Raw genomic sequence first — 26,361 nt, forward strand, 5'->3', positions numbered from 1 at the left:
AGGCCGTCATGGGAATAGAATTCCTCCCTCTGTTTCACTTACCAGCCTGTAGCCGCCCATATGGATGACAACCTTCGCAAAGCCGCCCTTGAATATCACGAGGCCGGCCGTCCCGGCAAAATCTCGGTCACGCCGACCAAGCAACTGACGAATCAGCGCGACCTGGCGCTGGCCTATTCGCCGGGCGTGGCGGCAGCCTGTGAGGAAATCGTGGCCGACCCGGCCAATGTGTTTCGCTACACGGCGCGCGGCAACCTGGTGGGCGTGATCACCAACGGCACGGCGGTGCTGGGTCTGGGCAATATCGGCGCGCTGGCTTCCAAGCCCGTCATGGAAGGCAAGGCGGTGCTGTTCAAGAAGTTTGCCGGCCTGGATGTGTTCGACATCGAAATCAACGAAACCGACCCGGACAAGCTGGTCGAGATCATCGCGGGTCTTGAAGCCACGTTCGGCGGCATCAACCTGGAAGACATCAAGGCGCCAGAATGCTTCACCGTGGAACGCAAGCTGCGTGAACGGATGAAGATCCCGGTTTTCCACGACGACCAGCACGGCACCGCCATCACCGTGTCGGCCGCGTTCATCAACGGCCTGAAGGTCGTGGGCAAGGACATCAAGACGGTCAAGGTGGTGACCTCCGGGGCTGGCGCTGCCGCCCTGGCGTGCCTGGACCTGATGGTGGACCTGGGGCTGCCGCTGGAAAACATCTGGGTGACGGACATCGAAGGCGTGGTCTACGAGGGCCGCACCGTGCTGATGGACCCGGACAAGGCGCGTTTTGCGCAAAAGACGGAAGCCCGCAAGCTGGCGGAAGTGATCCAGGACGCCGACGTGTTCCTGGGCCTGTCGGCGGGCGGCGTGCTCAAGCCGGAAATGGTTGCGGCCATGGGGCCGCGTCCGCTGATCCTGGCGCTGGCCAATCCCACGCCGGAAATCCTGCCGGAACTGGCGCATTCGGTACGTGACGATGTTGTCATGGCCACGGGCCGGTCCGACTACCCGAACCAGGTCAACAACGTCCTGTGCTTCCCGTACATCTTTCGTGGCGCGCTGGACGTGGGCGCCACCACCATCACGCGCGAAATGGAAATGGCGGCGGTGTATGCCATTGCCCAGTTGGCGCAGGAGGAGCAGAACGAAGTCGTGGCCGCCGCCTATGGCACGTTCGACATCTCGTTCGGCCCCGAGTACCTGATTCCCAAGCCGTTTGACCCGCGCCTGATCGTGCGTATTGCACCGGCCGTGGCCAAGGCCGCGATGGACGGCGGCGTGGCCACGCGCCCGCTGGCCGACCTGGAAGCCTACGAAGCGCAGTTGCAGCAGTTCGTCTACCACTCTGGCGCGTTCATGAAGCCGCTGTTCTCGGCGGCCAAGCGTATCGTGCGTGAAGGTGGCCCCGCCCGCATCGTGTTTGCGGAAGGCGAAGACGAGCGCGTGCTGCGCGCAGTGCAGGTGGTGGTTGACGAAGGCCTGGCCCGCCCCATCCTGGTGGGCCGCCCGTCGGTGCTGCTGACCCGCATCGAAAAGCTGGGCCTGCGCCTGCGCCTGGGTGAAGACGTTGAAGTCACCAACCCGGAATACGATGAACGTTTCCATCAGTACTGGACGACCTACTGGGAACGCATGTGCCGTCGCGGCATCACCAAGGAAATGGCGCGCGTGGAAATGCGCCGCCGCATGACCTTGATCGGCGCGATGATGGTGCACCTGGGCGATGCCGACGGCATGGTTTGCGGGTCGGTGGGGGCGTATCACGATCACCTGCGTTTCGTGGATGAAGTGATCGGCCGCCGCCCGGGCCACAACGTGTATGCCGCCATGAACATCCTGCTGCTCAACGAGCGCACGGTGGTGTTGGTGGACACGCACGTCAACGATGAACCCACAGCGGAACAGATCGCGGAATTCACCATTTCGGCGGCCAACGAAATGCGCCGGATGTATCTGGCGCCGAAGGTGGCGCTGCTGTCGCGTTCGAACTTCGGTTCCGGCAGCTCGGCGTCCGGCGCCAAGATGCGCCGCGCGTTGGAAATCGTGCGCGAGAAAGAACCCGAACTGGAAATTGACGGAGAAATGCACGGTGACTGCGCGCTGGATGAAGCGCTGCGCATGCGCATCCTGCCGTCGTCCACGCTGAAGGGCGAAGCCAACCTGCTGGTGTGCCCGAACGTGGACTCGGGCAACATCGCCTATAACCTGCTCAAGACGGCGGCGGGCGGCAACGTGGCGGTGGGCCCGTTCCTGCTGGGCTGCAATGCGCCGGTGCATATCCTGACCTCCAGCTCGACCGTGCGCCGCATCGTCAACATGACCGCGATGACTGTGGTCGATGTCAACACGCCACGTTGAAGTGAGTCCCGCAGGTCCGGCGTGCCCGCGCGCGCCGATCGGCCTGGTCCTGACAGGTGGCGGCGCGCGCGCCGCCTATCAGGTCGGCGTGCTCAGCGCCATCATGGAGCTGCTGGACCCCGACTGGCAATCCCGCTTCCGTAACCCCTTTGACATCATCTGCGGCACATCGGCGGGCGCGATCAACGCCGCCGCGCTGGCCTGCCGCGCCGACCGCCCGCACCTGGGCGTGCGCCGCATTCGCCGGCTGTGGTCGTCTCTCAATACCGACATGATCTACCGCGCCGACGCGCCCGGGCTGATACGCACGGGTGTGCGCTGGCTGGGCTTGCTGTCGCTGGGGTGGATGTATTCGGGGCTGACGCGCAAACGACCGCAGTCGCTGCTGGACAACAGCCCCATGGAAGCGCTGCTGGGCCGGGTGCTGAACTTCGATCATTTGCGCGCCAACCTGGAAGGCGGCGCGCTGTCGGCGCTGGCCATCACGGCGTCGGGCTACACCAGCGGCGAACACCTGACTTTCTACCAGGCGCACGCACCCATCGAACCCTGGCACCGCTATTTGCGGCTGGCCATCCCCACGCCCATCAGTATCGACCATCTGATGGCGTCGTCATCGATTCCGTTTGTGTTCCCCGCGCGCCAGGTGCAGGTGCATGGCAAGGGTGAGTGGTGCGGCGACGGCTCCATGCGGCAGTTGGCGCCGATCAGCCCGGCCATTCATCTGGGCGCGCACCGCGTCATGGTGATAGGCACGGGCTTTCGTGACGATACCCATCCCGAGAACCGCGAAGATTCCCCGCCGTATCCGTCCTTGGCGCAGGTGGGCGGCCATGCGCTGTCCAGCATCTTCCTGGATGGCCTGTCGGTGGACGTGGAACGGCTGGAGCGCATCAATGCCCTGATGGAACACGCCACGCCGGATGGTGTCCAGGTCAATGTGCGCCGCATCCAGGTGCTGACCCTCACCCCCAGCCAGTCGCTGGACACGATGGCGCTTGAGCACTTGCAAGACATGCCCGCACAAGCGCGTGCTCTTTTCCGCGTACTCGGTGTATCGTCCGATCCAGGCCGTCCTGGGGGCGGTGCGCTGATGTCGTATCTGCTGTTCGAATCCAGCTACACCAAGCGATTGATTGAACTGGGTTATGCCGATACGATGCAGCGTAACGAAGAAGTGATCGCCTTTTTCAAGGAGGCTCAGGCATGACGCGCAATGGCCAATCTACGTTGCAGAAGCAGCTTCTGCGCGGGGGAGCGCTGCCTCATGAGGGGCTGGACAAGAAGGCCGTCGTGGATGCCTCCCACGAGCTGGGCCTGTCCTTGTTCGTTGCCAACTGCGACCCCGCCCGCAGCCGTTCCGCGGTACTGCGCGCCATCGTCAAGGCGGTGGACTTTCCCGAATACTTCGGCGGCAACCTGGATGCCCTGTACGACTGCCTGTGCGATACGGTCCTGGATCACAAGACGGGCGTCGTGTTGTGGCTGTACCGGTTGCACTCCGGCGACCCGGTGCTGGAAGAAGACGCCGCCCGTATTGAAACCGTATGTTCTGATGCGGCGGATTTCGCCCGCGAGAACGGTCGTATTTTTGCGTTCGTCATTGAGCACGCGGGCAAGCACCCCGATCCGGAACCCGGCATCGCGGCAGCGCCCTATGGCGAAAACGACTGAAGGCGTAACCGCCTGAGCGTTTGATGGTTCGGCGGGGGTTGCGGCTTGGCTGCTGCTTGGTGGTCGCTTTGGTGGTCGCTTTGGTGGTCGCTTGGCCGCCCGGCGGTCTGACTGCTACCAGCCCAGCAACGCGCTGACAGCCGACAGCAGCGCCAGCCCGGCAGTTTCGGTGCGCAGCACGCGCGGACCGAATCGCACGGCCTGCACGCCCGCCTGGCGGGCCAGGTCCAGTTCCTTGTCCGACCATCCGCCTTCAGGCCCGACCAGCAAGGTCAGCGCGGGTAAGTCGGGCGTGGCTCGCAGCTTGCCGGCCAGATCGTCAGTGGCTTCCGGATGACACAAAAGGCGCAATCCGTCGGCGGGCTGGGCCAGCCAGTCAGCCAGCGTTTGCGGTGCATCCACAGCCATCAGACGATTGCGGCCGCACTGTTCACTGGCGGATTGTGCAATGCGGTGCCAATGCGCCACGCGCTTGTCGAGCCGGGCGCCGGATAACTGCAACACGCTGCGTTGCGCGGCGATGGGGCTGACCCGGGCCGCGCCCAGTTCCACGGCCTTTTCCACCACCCAATCCATCTTGTCGCCAGACGGCAAGCCCTGTACCAGCGTGATGCGCCCGGCCAGTTCGGCTTCGCGGGGGTTGAAGTCGCCCAGTGTGGCGAAGCCTGCCTTGCCATCGACCTCAAGCACGGCCGGGTATTCGCCGCCTTGGCCATTGAACAGCACAACGGTTTCGCCGGCTTTCAGCCGCAGCACGCGCAATGCATGGTGCGCCAGGGCGTCCGGCAGGGCGACACGGGAGCCGGCAACAAGGGGAATGTCGCAGAAAAATCGGGGGGCGGACATGGGCGTTCGGGCGCGGGGCGCGGCCGTTCAGGTTATTTGAGCGCGTAGCCTACCACCTTGACCCCCCATTCCAGGAAGGTCGGGGCGCTGGACGCCAGGTTCAGGCCCAGCAGCGTCAGAAACCCCACCGTCATTTTCTTGTCCAGGCGCATGAACTGGGTACGCAGGTCGGCCAGGTCTTCGTGGGTGGCGAAACGCTTGAGTTCTTCGCGGGTGGGCAACTGCGCGATCTGATTGCGGATTTCGGCCAGTTCTTCGCGGCGCGCGAAAGGGGCAATCATGGCGGCCATTTCTTCGCGGCGAGCGAAGGGGGCGATCATGGCGGCCATTTCGTTGCGCCAGTCTTGCTGAAGCTTGGCGGCCAGGTCGGCTTCGCCCTTGATCTGGGCGCGCTCCAGCGCGCGTGCCAAGGCAACGGCACGTTCTTCGCCCACGGCATTTCGCAGGGCCATGAAGCCTTCGATGGGGATGGTCAGATTCAGCATGAGGCCCATGGTAGGGGACTCCATCAGAGAGGTACAGGGCACCATGCTGAATGTCGGACTACTTTCCCGCAATTGTGGGAGCTACGCTGATATTTCCCCGGGGGCGATACGCTTCATTACATCGGGCTTAAGAGCGATGGCGTGAGGGAAATCCCCTGATGCTAAAATCGTCTGCTTCGCAACCCACTCAACTGGCCCCTATATTTCCCGTAGGCGCGCCAGCTTCAAAGAGCCTTCCGAATGAGCAATCCGACCGCCCCTAAACTTGCCTTGGCGGATGCCATCCGCGCCCTCGCGATGGATGCTGTGCAACAAGCGAACTCCGGGCACCCGGGTGCTCCCATGGGCATGGCGGAAATCGCCCAAGCCTTGTGGACGGGCAACCTGCGCCACAACCCGAAGGATCCCGCCTGGGCCAACCGCGACCGCTTCGTGCTGTCCAACGGCCACGGCTCGATGCTGATCTACGCGCTCTTGCATCTGACGGGTTACGACCTGTCGATCGACGAGCTCAAGAATTTCCGCCAGTTGCATTCCAAGACGCCGGGCCACCCCGAAGTGGGCATCACCCCGGGCGTGGAAACCACCACCGGCCCGCTGGGCCAGGGCCTGGGCAACGCCGTGGGCATGGCGCTGGCCGAAGCGCTGCTGGCGGCTGAATTCAACAAGCCCGGCCACACCATCGTCGACCACCACACCTACGCCTTCACGGGCGACGGCTGCCTGATGGAAGGCATTTCGCACGAAGTGTGCTCGCTGGCCGGCACGCTGAAGCTTTCCAAGCTGGTCGTGCTGTATGACGATAACGGCATCTCCATCGACGGCCACGTCGAACACTGGTTCGCCGACGACACCGCCAAGCGCTTCGAAGGCTACGGCTGGAACGTGATCCGTGGCGTTGACGGCCATGACGTCGCCGCCGTGGACGCCGCCATCAAGGCTGCGCGTTCGCAATCGGAAAAGCCCACGCTGGTGGTCTGCCGCACCGTCATCGGCAAGGGTTCGCCCAACATGGCCGGCACGCACAACGTGCACGGCGCGCCGCTGGGCAAGGACGAAATCGCCGCCACGCGCGCCGCGCTGGGCTGGTCGTCGGAACCCTTCCAGATCCCGCAAGACGTCTACGACGGCTGGGATGGCCGCAAGTCGGGCGCCGCCGCGCAAGCCGAATGGCAAACCGCGTTTGACGCCTACGCCGCCGCATTCCCCGCCGAAGCCGCTGAATTCACGCGCCGCATGAAGGGCGAAATGCCCGAGGGCTACGCCGACCAGTTCAAGGCCTTCCTGGCCTCGACCCTGGAAAAGGCCGAAACCGTCGCCACCCGCAAGGCCTCGCAATTCGCGATCGCCGCGCTGGCGCCGCTGCTGCCCGAAATGCTGGGCGGCTCAGCCGACCTGACCGGTTCCAACTTCACCGACTGGAAGGGCGTTGCCGCCGTTCGCGCCGGTGACAAGGGCATCCAGTTCGGCCGCCACATCAACTACGGCGTGCGCGAATTCGGCATGGCCGCCATCATGAACGGCGTGGCCTTGCATGGCGGCTACCTGCCCTTCGGCGGCACGTTCCTGACGTTCTCGGACTACTCGCGCAACGCCATCCGCATGGCCGCGCTGATGAAGCAGCGCGTCGTACACGTGTTCACCCACGACTCGATCGGCCTGGGCGAAGACGGCCCGACCCACCAGTCCATCGAACACGCGGCCAGCCTGCGCTTGATTCCCAACCTGTCCTTGTGGCGTCCTTGCGATACGGCCGAAACCGCCGTGGCCTGGAACGCTGCCGTGACGCGCCCCACCAGCATCGGCATGGATGTGCATGACGGCGGCCCGACTGCCCTCTTGCTGTCGCGCCAGAACCTGCCGTTCGTGCCGCGTGACGCGGCTACCGTCGACGCCATCGCTCGTGGCGGCTATGTGCTGCGCGATGCCGAAGGCGCCCGCGCCGTCATCATCGCCACTGGCTCGGAAGTGGCCATTGCGCTGGACGCGCAGGCCCAACTGACCAAGGACGGCATCGCCGTGCGCGTGGTCTCCATGCCCAGCACCGACGTGTTCGACAAGCAAGACGCCGCCTGGAAACAATCCGTGCTGCCCAAGGGCCTGCCGCGCGTGGCTGTCGAAGCCGGCGTGACCGCCTTCTGGCACAAGTACGTGGGCCTGGAGGGCGCCGTGGTCGGCATCGACCGCTACGGTGAGTCCGCCCCGGCCGGCGCATTGTTCAAGTTCTTCGGGCTGACCGCCGACAAGGTGGCCGAGACCGTCAAACAGGTTTTGTAAAAAAGGAGCTTAGTATGACTATTCGCGTCGCCATCAACGGTTACGGTCGCATCGGCCGCAACATCCTGCGTGCCCACTACGAAGGTGGCAAGAAGCACGATATCGAAATCGTCGCCATCAACGACCTGGGCGATCCCAAGACGAACGCGCACCTGACGCGCTACGACACCGCCCACGGCAAGTTCCCGGGCACCGTCGAAGTCGACGGCGACTTCATGGTCGTCAACGGCGACAAGATCCGCGTGCTGGCCAATCGCAACCCGGCTGAACTGCCCTGGGGCGAGCTCAAGGTTGACGTGGTCCTGGAATGCACGGGCTTCTTCACGACGAAGGAAAAGGCCGGCGCGCACATCAAGGGCGGCGCCAAGAAAGTCATCATCTCGGCCCCGGGCGGCAAGGATGTGGACGCCACCATCGTGTTCGGCGTGAACCACGGCGTGCTCAAGTCGACCGACACGGTCATCTCGAACGCTTCGTGCACCACCAACTGCCTGGCCCCGCTGGTCAAGCCGCTGAACGACAAGCTGGGTCTGGAAAACGGCCTGATGACGACCGTTCACGCCTACACCAACGACCAGGTCCTGACCGACGTCTACCACGAAGACCTGCGCCGCGCGCGTTCGGCCACGATGAGCATGATCCCCACGAAGACCGGCGCTGCCGCTGCCGTGGGCCTGGTGCTGCCGGAACTGAACGGCAAGCTGGACGGCTACGCCATCCGCGTCCCGACCATCAACGTGTCGCTGGTTGACCTGTCGTTCGTGGCCAGCCGCGACACGACCGCCGAAGAAGTGAACAGCATCCTGAAGGCCGCGTCGGAAGGCGAGTTGAAGGGCATCCTGGACTACAACACCGAGCCCCTGGTTTCGGTGGACTACAACCACAACCCGGCCTCCAGCACCGTTGATGCGTCGCTGACCAAGGTCTCGGGCCGTCTGGTCAAGGTCTCGTCCTGGTACGACAACGAGTGGGGCTTCTCGAACCGCATGCTCGACACCACCGTCGCGCTGATGTCGGCCAAGTAAGCAACACGGTCAGTCCATAGGGGACGGATTTGTTTTCCGCCAATGCGGAAAATGGGTTCGTCCCCTTTGTTCGCCTATCGTAGGAAAGCAAATATGTCCAAGGTCAATACCCTGTCCGCGCTGGCCAAGTCCGGCGCCCTGTCCGGCAAGCGCGTGTTCATCCGTGCCGACTTGAACGTGCCGTTCGATGACACCGGCCGCATTTCCGAAGACACGCGCATCCGCGCCTCCGTGCCCGGCATCCGCCTGGCGCTGGACGCCGGCGCCGCCGTGATGGTCACGTCCCACCTGGGCCGCCCGAAAGAAGGCGTGCTGACCGACGCCGACTCGCTCGCCAAGGTCGGCCAGCGCCTGTCCGAACTGCTGGGCATGCCCGTGCAGTTGGTGCGCGACTGGGTCGATGGCGTCCAGGTGGATCACGGTCAGGTCGTGCTGCTGGAAAACTGCCGCGTGAACGTCGGCGAAAAGAAAGACGACGAAGCGCTGGCCAAGAAGATGGCCGCGCTGTGCGACGTCTATGTGAACGACGCGTTCGGCACGGCCCACCGCGCTGAAGCCACCACGCACGGCATCGCGCGCTTTGCGCCCATTGCCTGCGCCGGCCCCTTGCTGGCAGCCGAGCTCGACGCCCTGGGCCGTGCGCTGCACGAACCCAAGCGCCCGCTGGTCGCCATCGTGGGCGGTTCCAAGGTGTCGACCAAGCTGTCCATCCTGCAATCGCTGGCCGACAAGGTCGACCAGTTGGTGGTGGGCGGCGGCATCGCCAACACCTTCCTGCTGGCCGCTGGCCTGCCGATTGGCAAGTCGCTGGCCGAACCCGACCAGGTGGATCAGGCGCGCGCCGTGATCGAACTGATGAAGCAGCGCGGCGCGGCCGTGCCGATTCCGGTGGACGTGGTGTGCGCGAAGGCGTTCGGCGCGGATGCTGAAGCGACGGTGAAAGCCGCCACCGATGTGGCCGACGACGACATGATCCTGGACATCGGCCCGCAGACCGCGGCGCAGTTGGCCGAGATCCTGAAGAAGGCCGGCACCATCGTCTGGAACGGCCCGGTGGGCGTGTTTGAATTCGACCAGTTCGCCAACGGCACCGAAGTGGTGGCGCGCGCCATTGCGGAATCGGACGGCTTTTCGATCGCCGGCGGCGGCGACACGCTGGCCGCCATCGCCAAGTACGGCATCGGCGAACAGGTCGGCTACATCTCGACGGGCGGCGGCGCGTTCCTGGAATTCCTGGAAGGCAAGACCCTGCCGGCGGTAGCGGTGCTGGAAGCACGCGCAGCGTAATGATGGATCATTCGCGCAATATCCCATCGTAGGATGGGTGTAGCTTGAGACGGTCTTTGCAATAGCGCTGCAAGGTAGCGCGCGAAACCCATCAAGCGGCATACGCATGTGGCTGATTCGGCCATTGTGCCTGTGCTGCTTGATGGGTTTCGCGCGTTTGGGACTTGTGTTCTTCTTTGCGTCGGGCTCGCGCTGCACCCATCCTACGTGCCATTGAACGGCTTTTTTTAAGCGACCCGCCTTATTCCTTTTTGGCGGCGGAGATCTTCCTTCGAACCTGCGTGCTCGGTGCTGCGCGTTCGCGCAATATCCCATCGTAGGATGGGTGTAGCGCGAGACGGTCTTTGCAATAGCGCTGCAAGGTAGCGCGCGAACCCATCAAGCGGCATACGCATGTGGCTGATTCGGCCATTGTGCCTGTGCTGCTTGATGGGTTTCGCGCGTTTGGGACTTGTGTTCTTCTTTGCGTCGGGCTCGCGCTGCACCCATCCTACGTGCCATTGAACGGTTTTTAAGCGACCCGCCTTATTCCTTTTTGGCGGTGGAGATCTTCCTTCGAACCTGCGTGCTCGGTGCTGCGCGTTCGCGCAATATCCCATCGTAGGATGGGTGTAGCGCGAGACGGTCTTTGCAATAGCGCTGCAAGGTAGCGCGCGAACCCATCAAGCGGCATACGTATGTGGCTGATTCGGCCATTGTGCCTGTGCTGCTTGATGGGTTTCGCGCGTTTGGGACTTGTGTTCTTCTTTGCGTCGGGCTCGCGCTGCACCCATCCTACGTGCCATTGCAGATCGGGTTTTTAACCGACCATTCTTATTCCATTTTGGCGCCGGAGATTTTCACGATCTCTGCGTAGCGCTTGATTTCCGACTGGATGAACGCGCCGAATTCTTCCGGGGATTGGCCGGCCGGCACCAGCGCGCCCATGTTTTCCATGCGCTGCTTCACGTCCGGACTGGCCACGACTGCGTTGACCTCCTTGTTCAGGCGCTGCACCACGTCCGGCGGCGTGCCGGCGGGCGCCACGATGCCGTACCAGGCCGACGCATACATCTTCGGCACGCCTGCTTCCTCGAAGGTGGGCACGTTCGGCAGCGCCGGCAGACGCTGGTGCGAGGCCACGGCCAGTGCGCGCAGGGCGCCGGCCTGAACCTGGGCCAGCGATCCGGTGTCCAGCATCATGTCCACTTGTCCGGCCAGCAGGTCCGACACGGCCGGGCCGCTGCCCTTGTACGGAATGTGCATCACATCCGCGCCCGTCAGGTGCTTGAACATCGAACCCGCCAGATGCTGCGACGAGCCCACGCCGCCCGAACCGTAATTCAATTTGCCGGGTTGCGCCTTGGCGGCCGCGACCACGTCCGCGACTGAATTAAAGGGTGACTGCTTGGGCACTTCAAGAATGTTGGGAATTTCGGCCACGAAAGCGACCGGCGCGAAGTCCTTCGCCGCATCGAAGCCCAGGCGCGAATACAGGTGCGGATTGGCCGCGTTGGTGGAACTGGTGGCCATCAAGAGCGTGTAGCCGTCGGCCTTTTCACGCACGAAAGACGCGGTGCCGATATTGCCGCCCGCGCCGGCCTTGTTGTCCACGATCACCGTCTGGCCCAATCGTTCGGACAAGCGCTGCGCCAACAGGCGGCCCAACGAGTCCGTGGCGCCGCCCGGGGGCCAAGGCACCACCAGCTTGATCGGGCGGTCGGGATAGGTTTGCGCATGCACGGCAGGGGCAACGCCCGCGGCAAAGGCGGCCAGGATAAGCGCGCGGCTGGCGCGACGCAGGAAAGCGTAGGACATCAAGTCTCCAGAAGTGCCGGCCCTGTCCTTCGCGTCGGCTGGTCGATGCGGGCGGGCCATGTCGGTGTGCAAGGCGCGGTGAATTGCCGCTGTTCTTATGCGGGGGACTCTACGCAATCCGGCTTTTCGATAAAAGAGATAAATATGCAACGATCTTCATTCTAAAAAGGAATGAAATGCGTGGGCTTGTTGATTTGAATCGGGTTTAACTAGCACCGTCTGGTGTAGCCTTTGCGGTCTATGTGCCCCGTCGCGCAACATCATCAATCAGGTCATCTCGCAGCATCATGAACCTACGCTTCTTCCCCGGCCTGAACAATTTCCGTGGCATCACCCGAGACTCGGCGCGGCGCGATGTCATGGCAGGGCTAAGCGTGGCGGCGGTGGCCTTGCCGGTGGGCCTGGCCTATGCCGCGATGATGGGCGTTCCCCCCGTCGCCGGCCTGTGGGCCGCCATTGCGGGCATGCTGGGCTATGCGCTGTTCGGCTCGTCGCGCACCCTGATCGTGGGCCCGGACACCGCCACCTGCACGCTGATCGCCGCCACCCTGACGGGCATGGCGCTGACGTCGCCCGAAGACCGGCTGGTGGCCGCGACCGGCATTGCGCTGACCGTGGGCGTGGGCTGCCTGATCGCCCGCGTGCTGCGGCTGGGCGTGTTGGCCAACCTGCTGTCGCGCCCCGTCCTGATCGGCTACATGGCCGGCGTGGCGATTACCTTGGCGGTGTCGCAGATGAGCGGGCTGACGGGCGTGGGGCTGCGCAACAGCGGCCTGGTGCATCCGTTTCTGGAGCTGTCCCGGCGTATTCAGGAAATTCAGATTCCGACTCTGATCCTTGGGCTGGCCTCGTGCGCGCTGTTGGTAGGCGTCAAGCGCTGGCGGCCGACCTGGCCCGGTCCGATTCTGCTGGTCGTTGGGGGCTGCCTGTTGTCGTGGCTGTTTGATTTTCCCAGCCTGGGCATCGCGGTCGTGGGCGAAGTGCCGGCCGGCTTGCCGGGCATCAGCCTGCCCGTGCGGCTGGAAGGCGTGGACAGCATGCTGCTGGGCGCGGCGGGGGTGCTGGTGGTCAGTTTTTCCAGCGGCATCGTCACGGCGCGCAGTTTTGCCGCCCGCACCGGCGAACACGTGGACCCCAATCGCGAACTGGTGGGCTTTGGCGCGGCCAACGTGGCGGCGGGCCTCTTTCAGGGCTTTGTCGTGACGGGGGCCGATTCGCGCACGGCGGTGGGGCTGGTGGCCGGGGGCTCGTCGCCGCTGGTCAGCGTCAGCGCGGCCGTTGCCTTGGCGATCGTCGTGGGCTTGTTGAGCGCGCCGCTGTACTGGCTGCCGCAAGCCGTGCTGTCGGCCATCTTGCTGCTGGCGGCGGCCAGCCTTTTCGATGCCAAGGCCTTCATGCGCCTGGCACGCATTTCCCGCATCGAACTGGCTTTTGGCATTTTGGCGGCGGTGGGCGTGGTCGGCTTCGGCGTGTTGCAAGGCGTGGCGGTGTCGGTGGGCGCGACCCTGCTGTACGCCATGTATGTATCAGGCAACCCGCGCGACGCGCTGCTGGGTCGGCTGCCCGGCGAGTACGTGCTGGGCAAGCTGCATCTGAACCCCGACGCGCAGCCCGTGCCGGGCGTGGTGATCTGGCTGTTTGAATCGTCGGTCTGGTTCTTCAACGCCGATGCCTTCCGGCGCCGCGCGCGCGAAGTCATGGATCAGGCGGGTGACGCCACCTGGTTCGTGCTGGACGCCGAAGCCATGACGCAGGCCGATGCCGATGCGGTCGAAGCACTGTATGAGTTGAAGCGCGAACTGGATGCGCGCCACATCAGCTTGCTGGTGGCGGGCGGCCACGGCCAGTTCCGCATGGCGCTTGAACGTTCGGGGCTGGTCAAGAAAATTGGCCGCGACAAGATTTTCGGCAGCGCCGAACAAGCGGTCGAGGCAATAGAGCGATGGCGCCAGGGGCCGCCGGACACTCTTGCCTGAGCCTAATCGATGATGTGATAGCCGCCGTCGATGTACAGCGTCTGCCCGGTCATGAGCCGTGCGGCGTCGGTGGCCAGCCACGCGGTGGCTTCGCCCACATCGTCGATGGACACCAGGCTGCGCGCGGGCGCCTTGGATTGCGCGCGGTCCAGCAGCGCGTCGAATTCCGCAATGCCGGAGGCGGCGCGCGTTTTCAGTGGCCCGGGTGAAATGGCATGTACGCGGATGCCTTGCGGGCCGAGTTCGGCGGCCAGATAGCGCGTGGCCGATTCCAGCGCTGCCTTTACCGGCCCCATCATGTTGTAGTGCTCTACCACCATCTGTGAGCCGTAATAGCTCATGCAGAACAGGGCGCCGCCCTTGGTCATCAGCGGTTCGGCCAGCTTCGCCATGCGGATGAACGACCAGCACGACACGTCCATGGCTTGCAGGAAGCCTTCGCGCGAGCAGTCCGTCACGCGGCCATGCAGGTCGTCGCGCGGGGCGAAGGCGATGGAGTGCAGCACGAAGTCCAGGTGACCCCATTCGGCCGTGATGCGGTCGAACGCCGCTTCCAGTTCGCCGTCGTTCAGCAGGTTCAGCGGCATCAGCAACGGCGCGTCCACTTGGCGCGCAAGCGGCTCGACGTGGGGCAGCGCCTTGTCATTCAGATAGGTCACGGCCAGTTCGGCGCCCATGGCGCGAAACGCCTTGGCGCAGCCCCAGGCAATGGAATCGGCGTTGGCGATGCCGGTCACCAGGCCGCGCTTGCCGGCCAGCGGCAGCGCCGCGTTCGAGGTAGGGGCGTTCATCGTGGGCTCACTCGCGGTTGGGGCATTCTTGGCGCATTCATTGTTGGCGAACCAGGGCCAGCGTGTGTTGGGCAATGATCAGCTCTTCGTTGGTGCGGACCACATACACGCCGATGCGGCTGTCGTCGCTGGAGATGCGCGGCCCTTGATGGGCGTTGCGTTCCGGGTCCAGCCTGATGCCCAGCCAGCTCCAATGGTCAGCGATCATCTGCCGGATCTGGGGCGAGTTCTCGCCCACGCCGGCGGTGAACACAATGCCGTCGATGCCGTTCATGGCGCAGCCCAGGCCAAGCATGCCTTCGGCCACGCGCCACGCGAAATACTTCAGCGCCAGCTTGGCCGATGGCGCGTCGCTGGCCAGCAGTTCGCGCATGTCGTTGCTGATGCCCGACAGGCCCTTCATGCCGCAGTCGTGATAGAGCAGGTGCTCGATCTGGTCGTGGTCCATGCCGCGCTCCATCATCCACAGCACCACGCCCGCATCCAGCCGGCCGGGGCGCGTGCCCATGGGCAGGCCTTCCAACGCGGTGAAGCCCATCGTGCTGTCCACGCTCTTGCCTTCGTGCATGGCGCAGGCGGACACGCCCGAGCCCAGGTGCGCGGCGATGATCTTGCCCATTGCCAGTTCGGGCAGCGCCTGCTTCAAGCGCTGCGCGATGTACTCGTACGACAGCCCATGAAAGCCGTAGCGGCGCACGCCTTCCTGGTATAGCGATTCCGGCAGCGCGTAGCGGTCGGCCACGTCGGAATGACTGCGGTGAAACGCCGTGTCGAAGCACGCCACCTGCGGTATCCACGGGCGGCGTTCACGGATCACGCGGATGGGCGCCAGGTTGTTGGGTTGATGCAGCGGCGCCAGCGGCGTGAACGTATCCAGCTTGGCCAGCACGGCATCGTCCACCAGCACCGGTTCAGACAGGTCCGGCCCGCCATGCACCACGCGGTGTCCCACGGCCAGCGGCGCGCCGCCCAGATGGCCGCTTAACCAGGTGCCGACCACTTCCTGGGCGTCGCGTACGTCCGGTGCGTGGCTGGGCGCCACATCGCGTTCCAGCAAGGTCTTTCCCGCTGCGTCGCGTACCCGCAGCTTGGGATGCGAGGTGCCGATGCCTTCCAACTGGCCGCCCAGGCGCGGCGCCAGTTCCTGCTTGTCGTCGATGTCGTACAGGTAGAACTTGATGCTGGAACTGCCGGCGTTGATGACGAGGATGGTGTCGCTGGTATCTCGGGTGTCGCGGGGTTCGCTCATGGTTCTGGGATCCGGTAGCGGTGGGGCGCGGGTCAGATCAGCGGGCGGGCCGCCAACTGGCTGAGGTGGTGCGCGTAGATGGCCGCCACCGCGCACGACGCCAGGCGCGAACGCGGGCTGTCGGCGCGGCTGGTCAGGATGATGGGCACGCGCGCGCCCAGCACGATGCCGGCCGCTTCGGCGTTGGCCAGGAACGTCAGGTTCTTGGCCAGCATGTTGCCCGCTTCCAGGTCGGGTACCACCAGCACCTGCGCCACGCCCGCGACGGGCGAGCGGATGCCCTTGATGCGCGCCGCGTCCGGGCTGATGGCGTTGTCCAGCGCCAGCGGGCCGTCCAGCAGGCCGCCCGTGATCTGGCCACGGTCTGCCATCTTGCACAAGGCCGCCGCTTCGATGGTGCTGGGTATGCTGGGCGTGACCTGTTCCACCGCCGACAGGATGGCCACGCGCGGCTCGCCCAAGCCCAGCCCGTGATGCAGATCGATCACGTTGCGGATGATGTCGGCCTTGGTTTCCAGGTCGGGGAAGATATTGATGGCCGCGTCCGTGATGAAAAGCGGACCGGCATACGTGGGCACTTCCATGATGAACACATGGCTGATGCGCCGGCCGCTGCGCAAACCGGTGGTGCGCGCGACGACTTCGTGCATCAGTTCATCGGTATGCAGGCTGCCCTTCATCAGCAGCGTGGCCTCGCCGTTGCGCACCAGCGCCACGGCGGTTTCGGCGGCGGCGTGGCTATGCGGCACGTCGACAATGCGCGCATCGCCCAGGTTCAGATTGAACTGGGTCGCCGTGTCGCGGATCTTCTTTTCCGGGCCCACCAGGATGGGATGCAAGAGGCCCAGGTCGCGGGCTTCCAGCGCGGCGGACAAGGACGGTTCGTCGCAGGGGTGGGCGATGGCGCAGAAGGCCGGCTCCAGCGTCTGCGCGCGGGCGATCAGCGTGTCGTAATGCGTGGACGTGGGCAGTGTCATGCGCGCTTGGCCTTGGCGGGTTGTGCAGCGGGTTGCGCAGCGGCTTTCGTGCTGCGCTTCGTGGCGGGCTTGGCTGCTTTCTTAGCCGCCTTCGGTGGGGTCTTCGTTGCCGCCTTCGTTGCGGTCTTCGTTGCGGTTTTCGGTGCTGCGTCCGTTGCTGCCTTCGTCGCCACCTTCGCCGCTGATTTTGCCGCGGCCGGGTGCGGACGGGCAACCTTGGACGGCACTTGCGCGGCCGCGTCGATCAGGTTCAGCGCGGGGGCCGTGGAAGCGGGCGTGGCTTCCAGCCTGGCGGGCGCATGCGCCTGGGCGCGTTTCTGGGCACGGCGTTCGGCGGCCTCGAAGATGCGCTCCATTTCGGTAAGGCTTTCGCGAGCCGCCGGGCTAAGCGGTTCGGCGGCTTCCAACACGTGCTTCATCGTTTTCAGCGCGCTGCGGATGGCGTCGGGGGGCGACTTCTCCAACAGGCGCGGCATGGCCTGGATGGCGGCGTCGGAATCCAGCGTCAGGATCAAGGCCTGGTCGCGGATGGTGTCCTTGAATTCCTGCAACGTCATGGCGTTGTCGGACTCGGCGCGCACCTTGCGGATCAGCGCAAAGCTGCGTTCGTCCAGGCCACCTTCGGCGCCGGACACATACAGCAGCATGCGGATGGCCGCCACGCGCAAGCCGCCTTCTTGAAGCAGCGAACGCAGGTCGGCGGTGCGTTCTTCCATGAAGCGGCGGTGTTCGGGCGATACGCCGGGGTGCTTGCGCGGCGGGCCGGAGCGCGCGCCCAGGCCGGCCAGATCCTGCACCAGCGGCGATCCGTAGACGCCCATGAACGTGCGTTCGTCCGCGGAATCGCGCATTTCCTGCCAGATGTTCAGGCTGCTCTCGACCCAGTTCGAGAACATTTCCTGCGCGATCAGGAACGGGTTGGACTCGGACACCGGCTGGCGGTGTTCGCGCACCTGTTCGGCAACCGCCGCGATGGGGGCGATGGCGGGGTTGCGGTCCGAGATCAGCTCGTACGGCAAGCGCAGCGGATGCAGGCGCTGCGACCATTCCGCCGATTGCGGCGTAACCAGCGCACGCAGCCATGGCTGCATGAAGCTGCGGTACATGCCCAGGTTGATGTCCGAAATACGGGCCACGGCGGCAAAGCGCTTATCGTCTTCTTCCTTGCGGTCGACAATGGTGCGCACATCGTCCAGCGTGCGCTGCTCGAACGACAGCACGTAGTTGCCAAACGCCAGGTCGGCATTGGGCGTGTCGGGCGTCTTGTCGGCGATTTCAGCCTCGTAGATGCCGGGCGGCAGCACGTCGATCATGTCGATGTTCGACGTGAATTCCTGATGCTCCTTGCGGGCCACGCTGCCCGACACGAAGATGCCCAGGTGGCCGATGCTTTCGTGTACGGCGTAGACGATGGTCTGGCCGTGCGCCAGCACTTCGGCTTCGTTCTGGTACAGATCCGGGATCCAGCCCAGCGCCTGCGGCGGGGGCGTGATGTTGTCGCCCTTGGAGCAGAACACCACGATGGGCGAGCGGATATTGCGCAAGTCGATACGGATGCCGTCAGACGTGACCAGGCCGGCGGTGGCCAGGCGGTTGCCCACGAACAGGTTGTCGACGATGTACTGGATTTCGGGGCCGTTCAGGAAAACGTGGCCGCCCCACCATTTTTCAAAGCTCAGGTAGCGGTCGGCTTCGGTATCCACCTTGGAATACAGGTTGTACTGCTTGGACCACAAGGTGTTGGCGGGATTCAGGTTTTCGAAGTTCTGCACCAGCCAGGCGCCGTCGAATTTGCCGTTGCCCAGGTCGCTGGTCATCGCCGTCAACCAACTGCCGCCCAACAGGCCGCCGGAATAGCGCATGGGATTCATGCCGCGCCAGCCCGCCCAGTACGACAGCGGGGCGCCGGCCACGATGATGGGGCCGAACAATTCAGGGCGGATGGCGGCGGTCATCATGATCTGCCACCCGGCCTGGCAGTTGGCCACCACCACCGGCTTGCCTTCCGCGTCGGGGTGCATCGCGATGATCTCTTCCAGGAAGCGCGCCTCGGCCATCATCACGTCTTCGACGGTCTGTTCCGGCATGGGCTGCGGCAGGAAGGTGGCGAAGTAGCAGGGATGCCCCGCACGGACCGCCACACCGATCTCGCTTTCCGGCTTGAAGCCGCCGATGCCCGGACCGTGCCCGGCGCGCGGGTCCACCACCAGGAAGGGGCGCTTGATCGGGTCGGTTTCCACGCCTTCGGGCGGCTGGATGCGCAACAGCCCGTAGTTGACGGGGCGGGGCAGCTCGCGGCCATCCATCACCAGTTCGAACTCCATGCTGAGCACGTTGGGTGCGCGCTTGGCCATGTGTTCGTGATACTGGTTGCCGCGTTGGCGCAGCACGTCGGCGTAGAGCACGCCACGTTGCCAGGCATCCACGGCATATTCGTAGGCGGCCGTCCAGGGATTGAAGGACGGGGTGGGGACGCGATCGTTGCCGGAATCGGCCATGGCGATCTCCTGTGAGTGGCGCCCGACGGCGAAAGACCGTCGGACCGGCCCCAAGTGGAGCCGGCTAAGTTGACCTCACCATTACACCGCAACGAATGCTGCGCCGCAACATTTCAGCGATTAAAACTCGGTAATCCGCAGTGAATTCAGCCGTCCCTTTTTATTGTTGTCGACAGGCTGGTCATGGCGTGGTGTCAGTCGCGCGCGGCGGCGTTGTGTTCCAACCATTTCTGAACGGACGGGCGTTGCCATTGGGCGTCGGCATAAGCGCGCAACGGGTCGGGCAGGTCGTCCAGGGCCAGGCGCTTGAGCATGACCGCCAAATCCAGGTCGGCAATGCTCCAGGTGTCGAACAGCGTGGTCTGGCCCACGGGAATCAGGTAGCTGGCCACCCGAATCAGCTTGGCCGAGGCCGCGTGCCCCGCATCGGACAGGGGTTCGCCCGCCACGCCGTAGAACACGGTTTCGGTGGGACGTTCCTGGCGCAGCGCCGCCAGGTCACTGCGCAACCAGGCCTGCAATTGGCGGGCGCGGGCCCGGGGGCGGATCGCCTGCGGATACAGGGCGGCGTGTTGTGGGGCGGGAAAAACGTCTTCCAGGTATTCCGTGATGACGCTGGATTCCGTCAGGTTGAAGTCCTCGTGCGTCAGCGCCGGCACACGCGCGGTCAGCGCGCGGCACTGGTAGGGCTGCATGCGCTGCTCGCCCGCGTTCAGGTCGATGGGGCGCACTTCGAAAGGCAGTTGCTTTTCGGTCAGCGCCACATACACCGACATGGCGTAGGGGCTAAGGAACTGGGAATCGACGTATAGGGTAATCGGGGCGCCCAATGTAGTCTCCGGTCAGGCGGGGGTCTGGCAATGCGGCAATGCATAGCCATGCGGCACCGGGCCGCATGAATTGCAAAGCGTAACGCAACGGCAATTTTGCGTGTGGCGCAGGCGCATCAGTCAACAATGAAGAGCTTGGCGCCCGTGGTGGTGGACGAACGGTGCGGTTCGGCCTGGTCGGCCACCTGGTAGCTCATGCCGGGGGTCAAGACAAATTGGCGGCCATCTTCAAGCTCGGTGTGGAGCTCGCCTTCCAGACAGAAGAGGATGTGTCCCTTGGTACACCAGTGGTCGGCCAGGTAGCCCGCCGTGTATTCCACCATGCGTACGCGCAGGTCGCCGAATTGGCGCGTGCGCCAATAGGCCATGCCCGTGTCGCCGGCGTGTTCGGTGCGTTCGACTTCGGACCAGTCCGTGGTGCCGAAGGGGATGTTGCTCATCTTCATCGTGGATCCTGCGTTTAGGTGGGTGGCGGCCCAGTTTGGCCGCCGGTAAAGAATAGATACTGCGAAACAGATACTACGCCACTCGCGTGACACGCCGCATCCACGGCTTGGTCTGATATTGCGCATTGAAAAATCGGTCCGCAACCCCTATCTTGTTGATATTCAAGGCCGGATGCGGCACTGCCCCAGGCGGCCGAAACCTTTAAGGTGGGCTGGCATATGGAGTTCAAGGACTACTACAGCATTCTCGGGGTGGAGCGCAGCGCGTCGGAAGACGAAATCCGGCGCGCCTACCGCAAACTCGCCCGCAAATACCACCCCGACGTCAGCAAGGAAAGCGACGCCGAAGTTCGCATGCGCGACGTCAACGAAGCCTATGACGTGCTGCGCGATCAGGAAAAGCGCGTGGCCTACGACAACCTGGCGGCGGGCGTGTCACCCGAGGGCGGCTTCCAGCCGCCTCCCGGCTGGGACGAGGGCTTCGAATTCCACCGGGGCGCGGCGTCCGGCGACGAAGCGCAGTTCAGCGAATTCTTCTCGTCGCTGTTCGGGGGCCGTGGCCAACGCGGCCACCGCGCCGGTGGCCCAGGCGGGGCCAGCCAGCAGGACTTCCGGGTGCGCGGCGACGACCATCACGCCGCCATCGAGGTTGACCTGGAAGACGCCATCCATGGCGCCACGCGCGACATCAGCCTGCGCGCCATGGAGACGGACGCGCAAGGCCGCCCGCATCTGCAGACACGCACGCTAAGCGTGCGCATCCCGGCGGGCGTGCGCGAAGGCCAGTTCATTCGGCTGTCCGGCCAGGGCATGCCAGGATACGGCGGTGGCGAAAACGGCGATCTTTATCTTGAGGTGCGCTTCAAGCCACATCCCCGCTACCGCGCCGAAGGGCGCGACCTGTATATGACGCTGCCGGTGGCGCCGTGGGAAGCGGCGCTGGGCTCGAAGGTGAATGCGCCCACGCCTGGCGGCACGGTTGAAGTGTCGATTCCACCGGGGTCGGGCAATGGCCGCAAGCTGCGGCTGCGCGGGCGCGGCATACCGGGCGATCCACCGGGTGACCTGTACCTGGTGCTGGACCTGGTGCTGCCGCCCGCCGATAGCGATGCGGCCAAGGCGGCCTACCGGAAGCTGCAACAGGATGCGCCGTTCAACCCGCGACGCCACATGGGGGTCTGATCATGAACAAACTTGTCATCACCAGCGCCACCGTCGTGGGCAAATCGCAGCCGCTCAGCGCGGATGATCTAGCCCGCGCCTGCCATGCGGAAGTGGAGTGGGTGGCCCAACTGGTTGAGGTCGGCATCGTCAATGCCCGGGGACGTCAACCCGCGGAATGGTGCTTCTACAGCATGGACCTGCAACGCGCCCTGCACGCGCGCAGGTTGGAGCACGACTTTGGCGCCAGCCTGGACGCGGTGGCGCTGATCCTGGACCTGAGCCAAGAAGTGCGTCGCCTGAAAGCGCAGTTGCGCGCCCTGGGCGAGGCGGATCAGTAGGCACTTCGGCGGCTTTCGTCCGCGCGCGGCGCAAGGCAAAATGGTCGGAGTCCAAGGCAGAGGAGGCCGACCATGCTTACGCTTTACCATGCGCCGCGCTCGCGGTCGTTCAGGGTGTTGTGGCTGCTTGAGGAATTGGGCGTGCCCTACGACACCGAAATGGTGTCCATTCGCGGCACCGACAGCGCGGGGCATATGCCCGCCGACTACATCGACATCCATCCCCACCGCAAGGTGCCCGCCTTGGTGCACGACGGCGTGCCCATCTTCGAAACCCCCGCCATTGCGCTATACCTGACGGACCTTTTCCCCGAAAAAGGGCTGGGGCCCTTGGTGGGCGACGCGCAGCGCGGGCCCTATCTGACGTGGCTGGCCTATTCCACCGGCGTGTTCGAGCCTGCCATGGTGGAACGCGCCTTCAAGCGGCCGCACCAGGACGGCGCGCCGGGTTGGGGGTCGGCCGACGAGGTTGAACAGGTGCTGACCCGGGTGTTGCAGGCCCGGCCGTACTTCCTGGGCGATACGTTTTCGGCCGTGGACATCGTGCTGGGCGGGTCGCTGCAATACATGGTGCAGGTGAAGGTGATACCCGAATCGCCCGTGTTCAACGCCTACTTCGAACGGCTGGGGGCGCGCCCGGCGATGCACCGGGCCTTGCAGCGCGACGGCGACATCGAAGAATCCTGATGGGTCAGCCGCCGGCCTGGATGCGGTTGCGCAGGTCAGCCTGCCATTGGTCCGGGCGACCCAGGTAACGGCCGGGTTCCAGCAGGGTGTAGGCACCGTGCTGTTCCAGCACCAGCGTGGGGAAACCGCTGCCGCCCACTTGCGCAAGCAGGCGACGACTGGCCGCGATATGCGCGGCGGTGTCCGCGCCCTGGGCGGCATCGTAGGCGGCGTCAAACGCGACGCCGTCCAGGCCGATCTCGCGAGCCAGTTCCTTCAGGACGGCGGGGTCGGCGATGCGGCGGCCCTCCTCATAGTGCGCGCGTTGCAGGCGCTTGAGCAGGTCCAGCCCACGGCCGGCGAGTTGTTCGGCGGCCAGGATGGCGGTGGTAGGGGGCTCGGAATCGAAGACGGCGCCGGTATCGCGCAGCAAGCCGTCGAAGTAGCCCTTGCCGAAGACTTGGCCGGTCATGCTGGCGATGCGTTCGTCATGCGCCATGACGTAGCGGCGCAGCGCGTCGGTGACGGGCTGGCGGTTGCTGCCCGTCATCATGCCGCCGCCATGGGGCGCCACATGCAGGCCGGCAACGCCGCGCGCGGCGTCCACCAGCGGGGCGGCGCCATAGCACCAGCCGCAGAGCGGGTCAAAGATGTAATGCAGGGTGGGGGTCTGGGTAGCCATGGCGCCATGGTAGACGCGGACCGCGTGCCAGGAAAAGCCTGACGCGGTCGCCACTGTGTTGCACCGGCCGCGCAGATTGCCCGCGCGGCCGTCTGGCCTTAGCCCGAGATTTGTACGCCGATCCAGAACAGCGCGGCCGCCAACGACATCGAGGCGGGCAGGGTCAGCACCCAGGCCAGCAGGATGTTGCGCACGGTATTGCCTTGCAGGCCGGTCTTGTTGGCGATCATCGTGCCCGCCACGCCTGAAGACAGCACGTGGGTCGTGGACACCGGCAGGCTGAACACGTTGGCCAGCCCGATGGCGGCAACGGCCGTCACCTGCGCCGACATGCCCTGCGCGTACGTCATGCCTTGTTTGCCGATCTTTTCGCCCACAGTCAGCACCACGCGGCGCCAGCCGACCATGGTGCCGGCGCCCAGCGCCAGGGCCACCGCCACGATGACCCAGAAGGGCGCGTATTCCGTGGTGGCCGTCAGGTCGGACCGCAGGCGTTGCAGGTCGGCGCGTTCGCGGGCGGGCAGCCCTTCGATGCTCGATACCTTCTTGGCAGTGTCATCCAGGCAGAGCAGGTAGCGGCGCACGTCGATACGCTTTTCGGGCGACAGGTCGGCGTAGTTGCTGACCCCGGCCAAATCGGTTTGCAGCGCGGCGATGGTCGGTACGGTCAGTTTGGGGTCGCAGCGGAAGGTGGGCGGCAATTCGGTCGTGACGTCCGGGCGATTTAGCGCCAGGAAGTCGCCCAGCATCGCTTCGTTGCGGTGGTAGAACACGTTCAGATGGTTGGCCGCGTCGCGCGTGCGTTCAATCTGATAGGTGGTGCTGGTGGTATCCAGCACGAAGTTGGCGGGCACGATACCGATCAGCACCAGCATGATCAGGCCGATGCCCTTCTGGCCGTCGTTGGACCCGTGCACGAAGCTCACGCCCATGGCCGACAGCACCAGCACCAGGCGGTTCCAGAACGGCGGGTGCTTTTTGTTGTCGATGGCGCGGCGCTGCTCGGGCGTCTTGTGCATTTTCGACAGCGGCAGCCAGCGCTTGAGCAACAGCAGCAAGCCGCCCGCCACCAGGAAACCGGCGATGGGCGAGGCTACCAGCGACATGCCGATGTCGATCGCCTTGCCCCAGTTCACGCCGTCCGCCAGCGGCAGGTCGGTGATCAGGGCGTTGGCCAGGCCTACGCCCAGGATCGAGCCGATCAGCGTGTGCGAGCTGGAGGCAGGGATGCCGAAGTACCAGGTGCCCAGGTTCCAGGCGATGGCGGCGGCCAGCATGGCGAACACCATGGCCAGGCCGCGGCCGGTATCCACGTTGATCAGCAGTTCCACCGGCAGCAGGTGGACGATGGCATAGGCCACACCCACGCCGCCCAGCAGCACCCCCAGGAAGTTGAAGATGCCGGACAACACCACCGCAAGATGCGGCGGCATGGCCTTGGTATAGATCACCGTGGCCACGGCGTTGGCCGTGTCGTGGAAACCATTGATGAATTCAAAGGCCAGGACGAATGTCAGGGCCAGCACAAGGCTGAGGCCGACCCAGAGGTCTAGGCCGTGGAAGAGGTCGAACATGGAGGCGGGGGGCGAGGTTCCGGCGTGAGGAGCCGATTATTGCAGATTTGTGACCGGGCCCTGGTTGCGTCGAAAAACCAAATCCCGCCCCGCCGACGGGCGCGACCGTCAGAATTTCGAGTATTGGAACTCGATCTCCATCGGCTTGCCCAGGTTGGCGGCGGTGTCCGCCTGGATCAGCAACACGGCCAGCACGCCCAGATACAGCAGGCACAGCCAAAGCGTTCTTTTCATGAGGGCGTCAATCCAGTGGTGTCCGGGGGAACCCGTCTTCGCGGGTCGGGGCAGGCGTCATGGGCGGAATACCTCGGCAATCTTGCGGTTCACGCGCAACCACCCCAGTTCGCCCAGATGCTGCACGTCACGCAGCATGCCCACTTCGTACGGCGCGTCATACAGGTCCATGCAGGTCATCGCGTAGCGCTGGCACAGCGTGGCGACTTCCTTTTGCACGGGATCAAAGCGATCCAGGTCCTTGAACACCATCGGGTGCAGCGGCTGCATCACGAACAGCGCATTCACGCCGCGCTGGTGCAGCAGCGCCATCAAGGCGGTGAGTTCACGCAGTTCAACGCGGCCCGTCAGCGGCTGCGGCTGATACGCGGTCTTGCCGCCCTCCGGAATACCGCGCAGGTATTTGTTGAAGAAATCGTCGCGCACCGCGTAGCGGTTGCCTGTCATCTGATCCTGTTCCGCGCGTTGGGCCTCTTCCGCCAGCGCGTCCCAGTCCACCACGCGGGCAGCGGCGGCAGGGCCTTCGCGCTCGCGCTCCGGGGCCGGCGCGGCATGCGCGGGCGTCCACAGGTCGACCAGGCGTTGACGGAATACATAGGCTTGCTCGGCCATCATGGACCAGGCCACGCCTGCGTCGCCCTTGTCGCGCAGCCAGCGAGCCAGCTCGGCGCGGCCCTCGGGCTGCTTCACCAAGCGGGGCAGCAGCGGGTTGGCGTGTTCCTTGAATTCATCGGCGCCCAGCCCGCCGTCGCCGTCGAACCAGCCGGGCGACAGCATCACCACCACGCGCGAGGCCGGCGACAAGTCATCGGCCAGCGCGGCCAGCACCAATTGCATGCCCAGGGACTGAAAGCCCGAATGGCCATAGGCCAGCACGGGCATCTGGAGTTCGTCGGCAAGATAGCGGTAGGGAACGAAGCGCAGATCGTTGCTGGTCAGTTCGGACGAGCCCAGGATCACCAGCCGGTCCCCCGTGCGCAGCGCCTGGCTCAGCCGCGACAGGTTGCGCGTCTGCTCATGCAGCGTGTTGCCCAGGTTGGGCAGGTAGATGCCGGGCGCCGCGGCGGGCACGGGTTCCGTCTTCAAGGCCAGCGCGTGCCAGGCGAGCCAGCACACGGCGGCGGCGGTCGACAAGGCCAGCGCGGCGGCCAGGGCGTGCTGGCGTAACGGTCGTTTGAACATGGAAGCCAAGAGGG

Annotated in this window: 23 protein-coding genes; 10 read left to right on the forward strand and 13 right to left on the reverse strand. The window is 65.0% G+C overall.

The features are described from left to right. Positions 1–60: 60 nt before the first annotated feature. From CVS48_RS13105 to CVS48_RS13115, 3 genes are read left to right on the forward strand one after another with little or no spacing between them, the layout of a single operon-like run. Positions 61–2,349, forward strand: coding sequence for an NADP-dependent malic enzyme (locus CVS48_RS13105; RefSeq protein ID WP_100854833.1), 2,289 nt, complete (start codon positions 61–63; stop codon positions 2,347–2,349). Beyond that, the gene (locus CVS48_RS13110) at positions 2,330–3,559 is read left to right on the forward strand and encodes a patatin-like phospholipase family protein (protein ID WP_167400990.1); all 1,230 of its coding nucleotides are present in this window, start codon (positions 2,330–2,332) and stop codon (positions 3,557–3,559) included. Before CVS48_RS13105 ends, CVS48_RS13110 begins: the two co-directional genes overlap by 20 nt. Next, positions 3,556–4,023: a barstar family protein gene (locus tag CVS48_RS13115; protein WP_100854834.1), complete on the forward strand. Its 468-nt coding sequence runs from the start codon at positions 3,556–3,558 to the stop codon at positions 4,021–4,023. The genes CVS48_RS13110 and CVS48_RS13115 overlap by 4 nt, the downstream gene beginning before the upstream one ends. Before the next feature lie 114 nt (positions 4,024–4,137). On the opposite strand, the gene CVS48_RS13120 is transcribed toward CVS48_RS13115, so the two are convergent. Both CVS48_RS13120 and CVS48_RS13125 read right to left on the reverse strand, forming a co-directional pair. Beyond that, positions 4,138–4,869 carry a 16S rRNA (uracil(1498)-N(3))-methyltransferase gene (locus tag CVS48_RS13120; RefSeq protein WP_100854835.1) on the reverse strand — a complete coding sequence of 244 codons (732 nt, stop codon included), beginning with the start codon at positions 4,867–4,869 and terminating at the stop codon, positions 4,138–4,140. Between the two features lie 32 nt (positions 4,870–4,901). After that, positions 4,902–5,363, reverse strand: a complete 462-nt coding sequence (locus tag CVS48_RS13125) for a hypothetical protein (RefSeq protein WP_100854836.1) — start codon at positions 5,361–5,363, stop codon at positions 4,902–4,904. A 231-nt stretch (positions 5,364–5,594) separates the two neighbouring features. Between CVS48_RS13125 and tkt the strand changes: the two genes are divergently transcribed. From tkt to CVS48_RS13140, 3 genes are all read left to right on the forward strand, one after another. After that, the gene (gene tkt / locus CVS48_RS13130) at positions 5,595–7,631 is read left to right on the forward strand and encodes a transketolase (protein ID WP_100854837.1); all 2,037 of its coding nucleotides are present in this window, start codon (positions 5,595–5,597) and stop codon (positions 7,629–7,631) included. 14 nt (positions 7,632–7,645) lie between these two features. Beyond that, positions 7,646–8,656, forward strand: coding sequence for a type I glyceraldehyde-3-phosphate dehydrogenase (gene gap / locus CVS48_RS13135; RefSeq protein WP_006221200.1), 1,011 nt, complete (start codon positions 7,646–7,648; stop codon positions 8,654–8,656). Positions 8,657–8,749: 93 nt separating this feature from the next. Then, complete coding sequence (locus tag CVS48_RS13140; protein WP_100854838.1) at positions 8,750–9,943, forward strand: phosphoglycerate kinase; 1,194 nt, start codon at positions 8,750–8,752, stop codon at positions 9,941–9,943. Positions 9,944–10,756: 813 nt separating this feature from the next. Here CVS48_RS13140 and CVS48_RS13145 read toward each other — a convergent pair. Further along, complete coding sequence (locus CVS48_RS13145; protein ID WP_100854839.1) at positions 10,757–11,740, reverse strand: Bug family tripartite tricarboxylate transporter substrate binding protein; 984 nt, start codon at positions 11,738–11,740, stop codon at positions 10,757–10,759. 287 nt (positions 11,741–12,027) lie between these two features. Between CVS48_RS13145 and CVS48_RS13150 the strand changes: the two genes are divergently transcribed. Then, a complete protein-coding gene (locus tag CVS48_RS13150) occupies positions 12,028–13,716 on the forward strand; it encodes a SulP family inorganic anion transporter (protein WP_172616196.1) in 1,689 nt (562 codons plus the stop codon). Positions 13,717–13,718: 2 nt separating this feature from the next. Here the strand turns inward: CVS48_RS13150 and fabI are convergent, their stop codons facing one another. The 6 genes from fabI to CVS48_RS13180 all read right to left on the reverse strand — a co-directional run bounded on the left by fabI (position 13,719) and on the right by CVS48_RS13180 (position 20,507). Further along, the gene (fabI, locus tag CVS48_RS13155) at positions 13,719–14,507 is read right to left on the reverse strand and encodes an enoyl-ACP reductase FabI (protein ID WP_100854840.1); all 789 of its coding nucleotides are present in this window, start codon (positions 14,505–14,507) and stop codon (positions 13,719–13,721) included. A 37-nt stretch (positions 14,508–14,544) separates the two neighbouring features. Then, positions 14,545–15,756 carry an acetate/propionate family kinase gene (locus CVS48_RS13160; protein WP_100854841.1) on the reverse strand — a complete coding sequence of 404 codons (1,212 nt, stop codon included), beginning with the start codon at positions 15,754–15,756 and terminating at the stop codon, positions 14,545–14,547. 32 nt (positions 15,757–15,788) lie between these two features. Continuing rightward, positions 15,789–16,733, reverse strand: coding sequence for a phosphate acetyltransferase (locus CVS48_RS13165; protein WP_100854842.1), 945 nt, complete (start codon positions 16,731–16,733; stop codon positions 15,789–15,791). Further along, complete coding sequence (locus tag CVS48_RS13170; protein ID WP_100854843.1) at positions 16,730–19,231, reverse strand: DUF3141 domain-containing protein; 2,502 nt, start codon at positions 19,229–19,231, stop codon at positions 16,730–16,732. Before CVS48_RS13170 ends, CVS48_RS13165 begins: the two co-directional genes overlap by 4 nt. A 194-nt stretch (positions 19,232–19,425) precedes the next feature. Continuing rightward, positions 19,426–20,061 carry a glutathione transferase gene (gene yfcF / locus CVS48_RS13175; RefSeq protein ID WP_100854844.1) on the reverse strand — a complete coding sequence of 212 codons (636 nt, stop codon included), beginning with the start codon at positions 20,059–20,061 and terminating at the stop codon, positions 19,426–19,428. Between the two features lie 116 nt (positions 20,062–20,177). Further along, entirely contained in the window at positions 20,178–20,507 is a 330-nt protein-coding gene (locus tag CVS48_RS13180; protein ID WP_100854845.1) for a DHCW motif cupin fold protein, read from the reverse strand. A 219-nt stretch (positions 20,508–20,726) separates the two neighbouring features. On the opposite strand from CVS48_RS13180, the gene CVS48_RS13185 reads away from it, so the two are divergent. From CVS48_RS13185 to CVS48_RS13195, 3 genes are all read left to right on the forward strand, one after another. Continuing rightward, the gene (locus CVS48_RS13185) at positions 20,727–21,689 is read left to right on the forward strand and encodes a DnaJ C-terminal domain-containing protein (RefSeq protein WP_100854846.1); all 963 of its coding nucleotides are present in this window, start codon (positions 20,727–20,729) and stop codon (positions 21,687–21,689) included. A 2-nt stretch (positions 21,690–21,691) separates the two neighbouring features. After that, entirely contained in the window at positions 21,692–22,009 is a 318-nt protein-coding gene (locus CVS48_RS13190) for a chaperone modulator CbpM (protein ID WP_100854847.1), read from the forward strand. A gap of 72 nt (positions 22,010–22,081) precedes the next feature. Further along, positions 22,082–22,696, forward strand: coding sequence for a glutathione S-transferase family protein (locus CVS48_RS13195; RefSeq protein WP_100854848.1), 615 nt, complete (start codon positions 22,082–22,084; stop codon positions 22,694–22,696). 4 nt (positions 22,697–22,700) lie between these two features. Here the strand turns inward: CVS48_RS13195 and CVS48_RS13200 are convergent, their stop codons facing one another. The 4 genes from CVS48_RS13200 to CVS48_RS13210 all read right to left on the reverse strand — a co-directional run bounded on the left by CVS48_RS13200 (position 22,701) and on the right by CVS48_RS13210 (position 26,347). Next, positions 22,701–23,357, reverse strand: coding sequence for a DsbA family protein (locus CVS48_RS13200; RefSeq protein WP_100857641.1), 657 nt, complete (start codon positions 23,355–23,357; stop codon positions 22,701–22,703). A 98-nt stretch (positions 23,358–23,455) separates the two neighbouring features. Further along, entirely contained in the window at positions 23,456–24,931 is a 1,476-nt protein-coding gene (locus tag CVS48_RS13205) for an inorganic phosphate transporter (RefSeq protein ID WP_100854849.1), read from the reverse strand. A 108-nt stretch (positions 24,932–25,039) separates the two neighbouring features. Continuing rightward, the gene (locus CVS48_RS29775; RefSeq protein ID WP_255696068.1) at positions 25,040–25,165 is read right to left on the reverse strand and encodes a hypothetical protein; all 126 of its coding nucleotides are present in this window, start codon (positions 25,163–25,165) and stop codon (positions 25,040–25,042) included. Positions 25,166–25,222: 57 nt separating this feature from the next. After that, the gene (locus CVS48_RS13210) at positions 25,223–26,347 is read right to left on the reverse strand and encodes a D-alanyl-lipoteichoic acid biosynthesis protein DltD (RefSeq protein ID WP_100854850.1); all 1,125 of its coding nucleotides are present in this window, start codon (positions 26,345–26,347) and stop codon (positions 25,223–25,225) included. Positions 26,348–26,361: the final 14 nt, after the last annotated feature.

Origin of the sequence: Achromobacter spanius, assembly GCF_002812705.1 — a bacterium.
GTDB classification, from domain to species: Bacteria; Pseudomonadota; Gammaproteobacteria; order Burkholderiales; family Burkholderiaceae_B; genus Achromobacter; species Achromobacter spanius.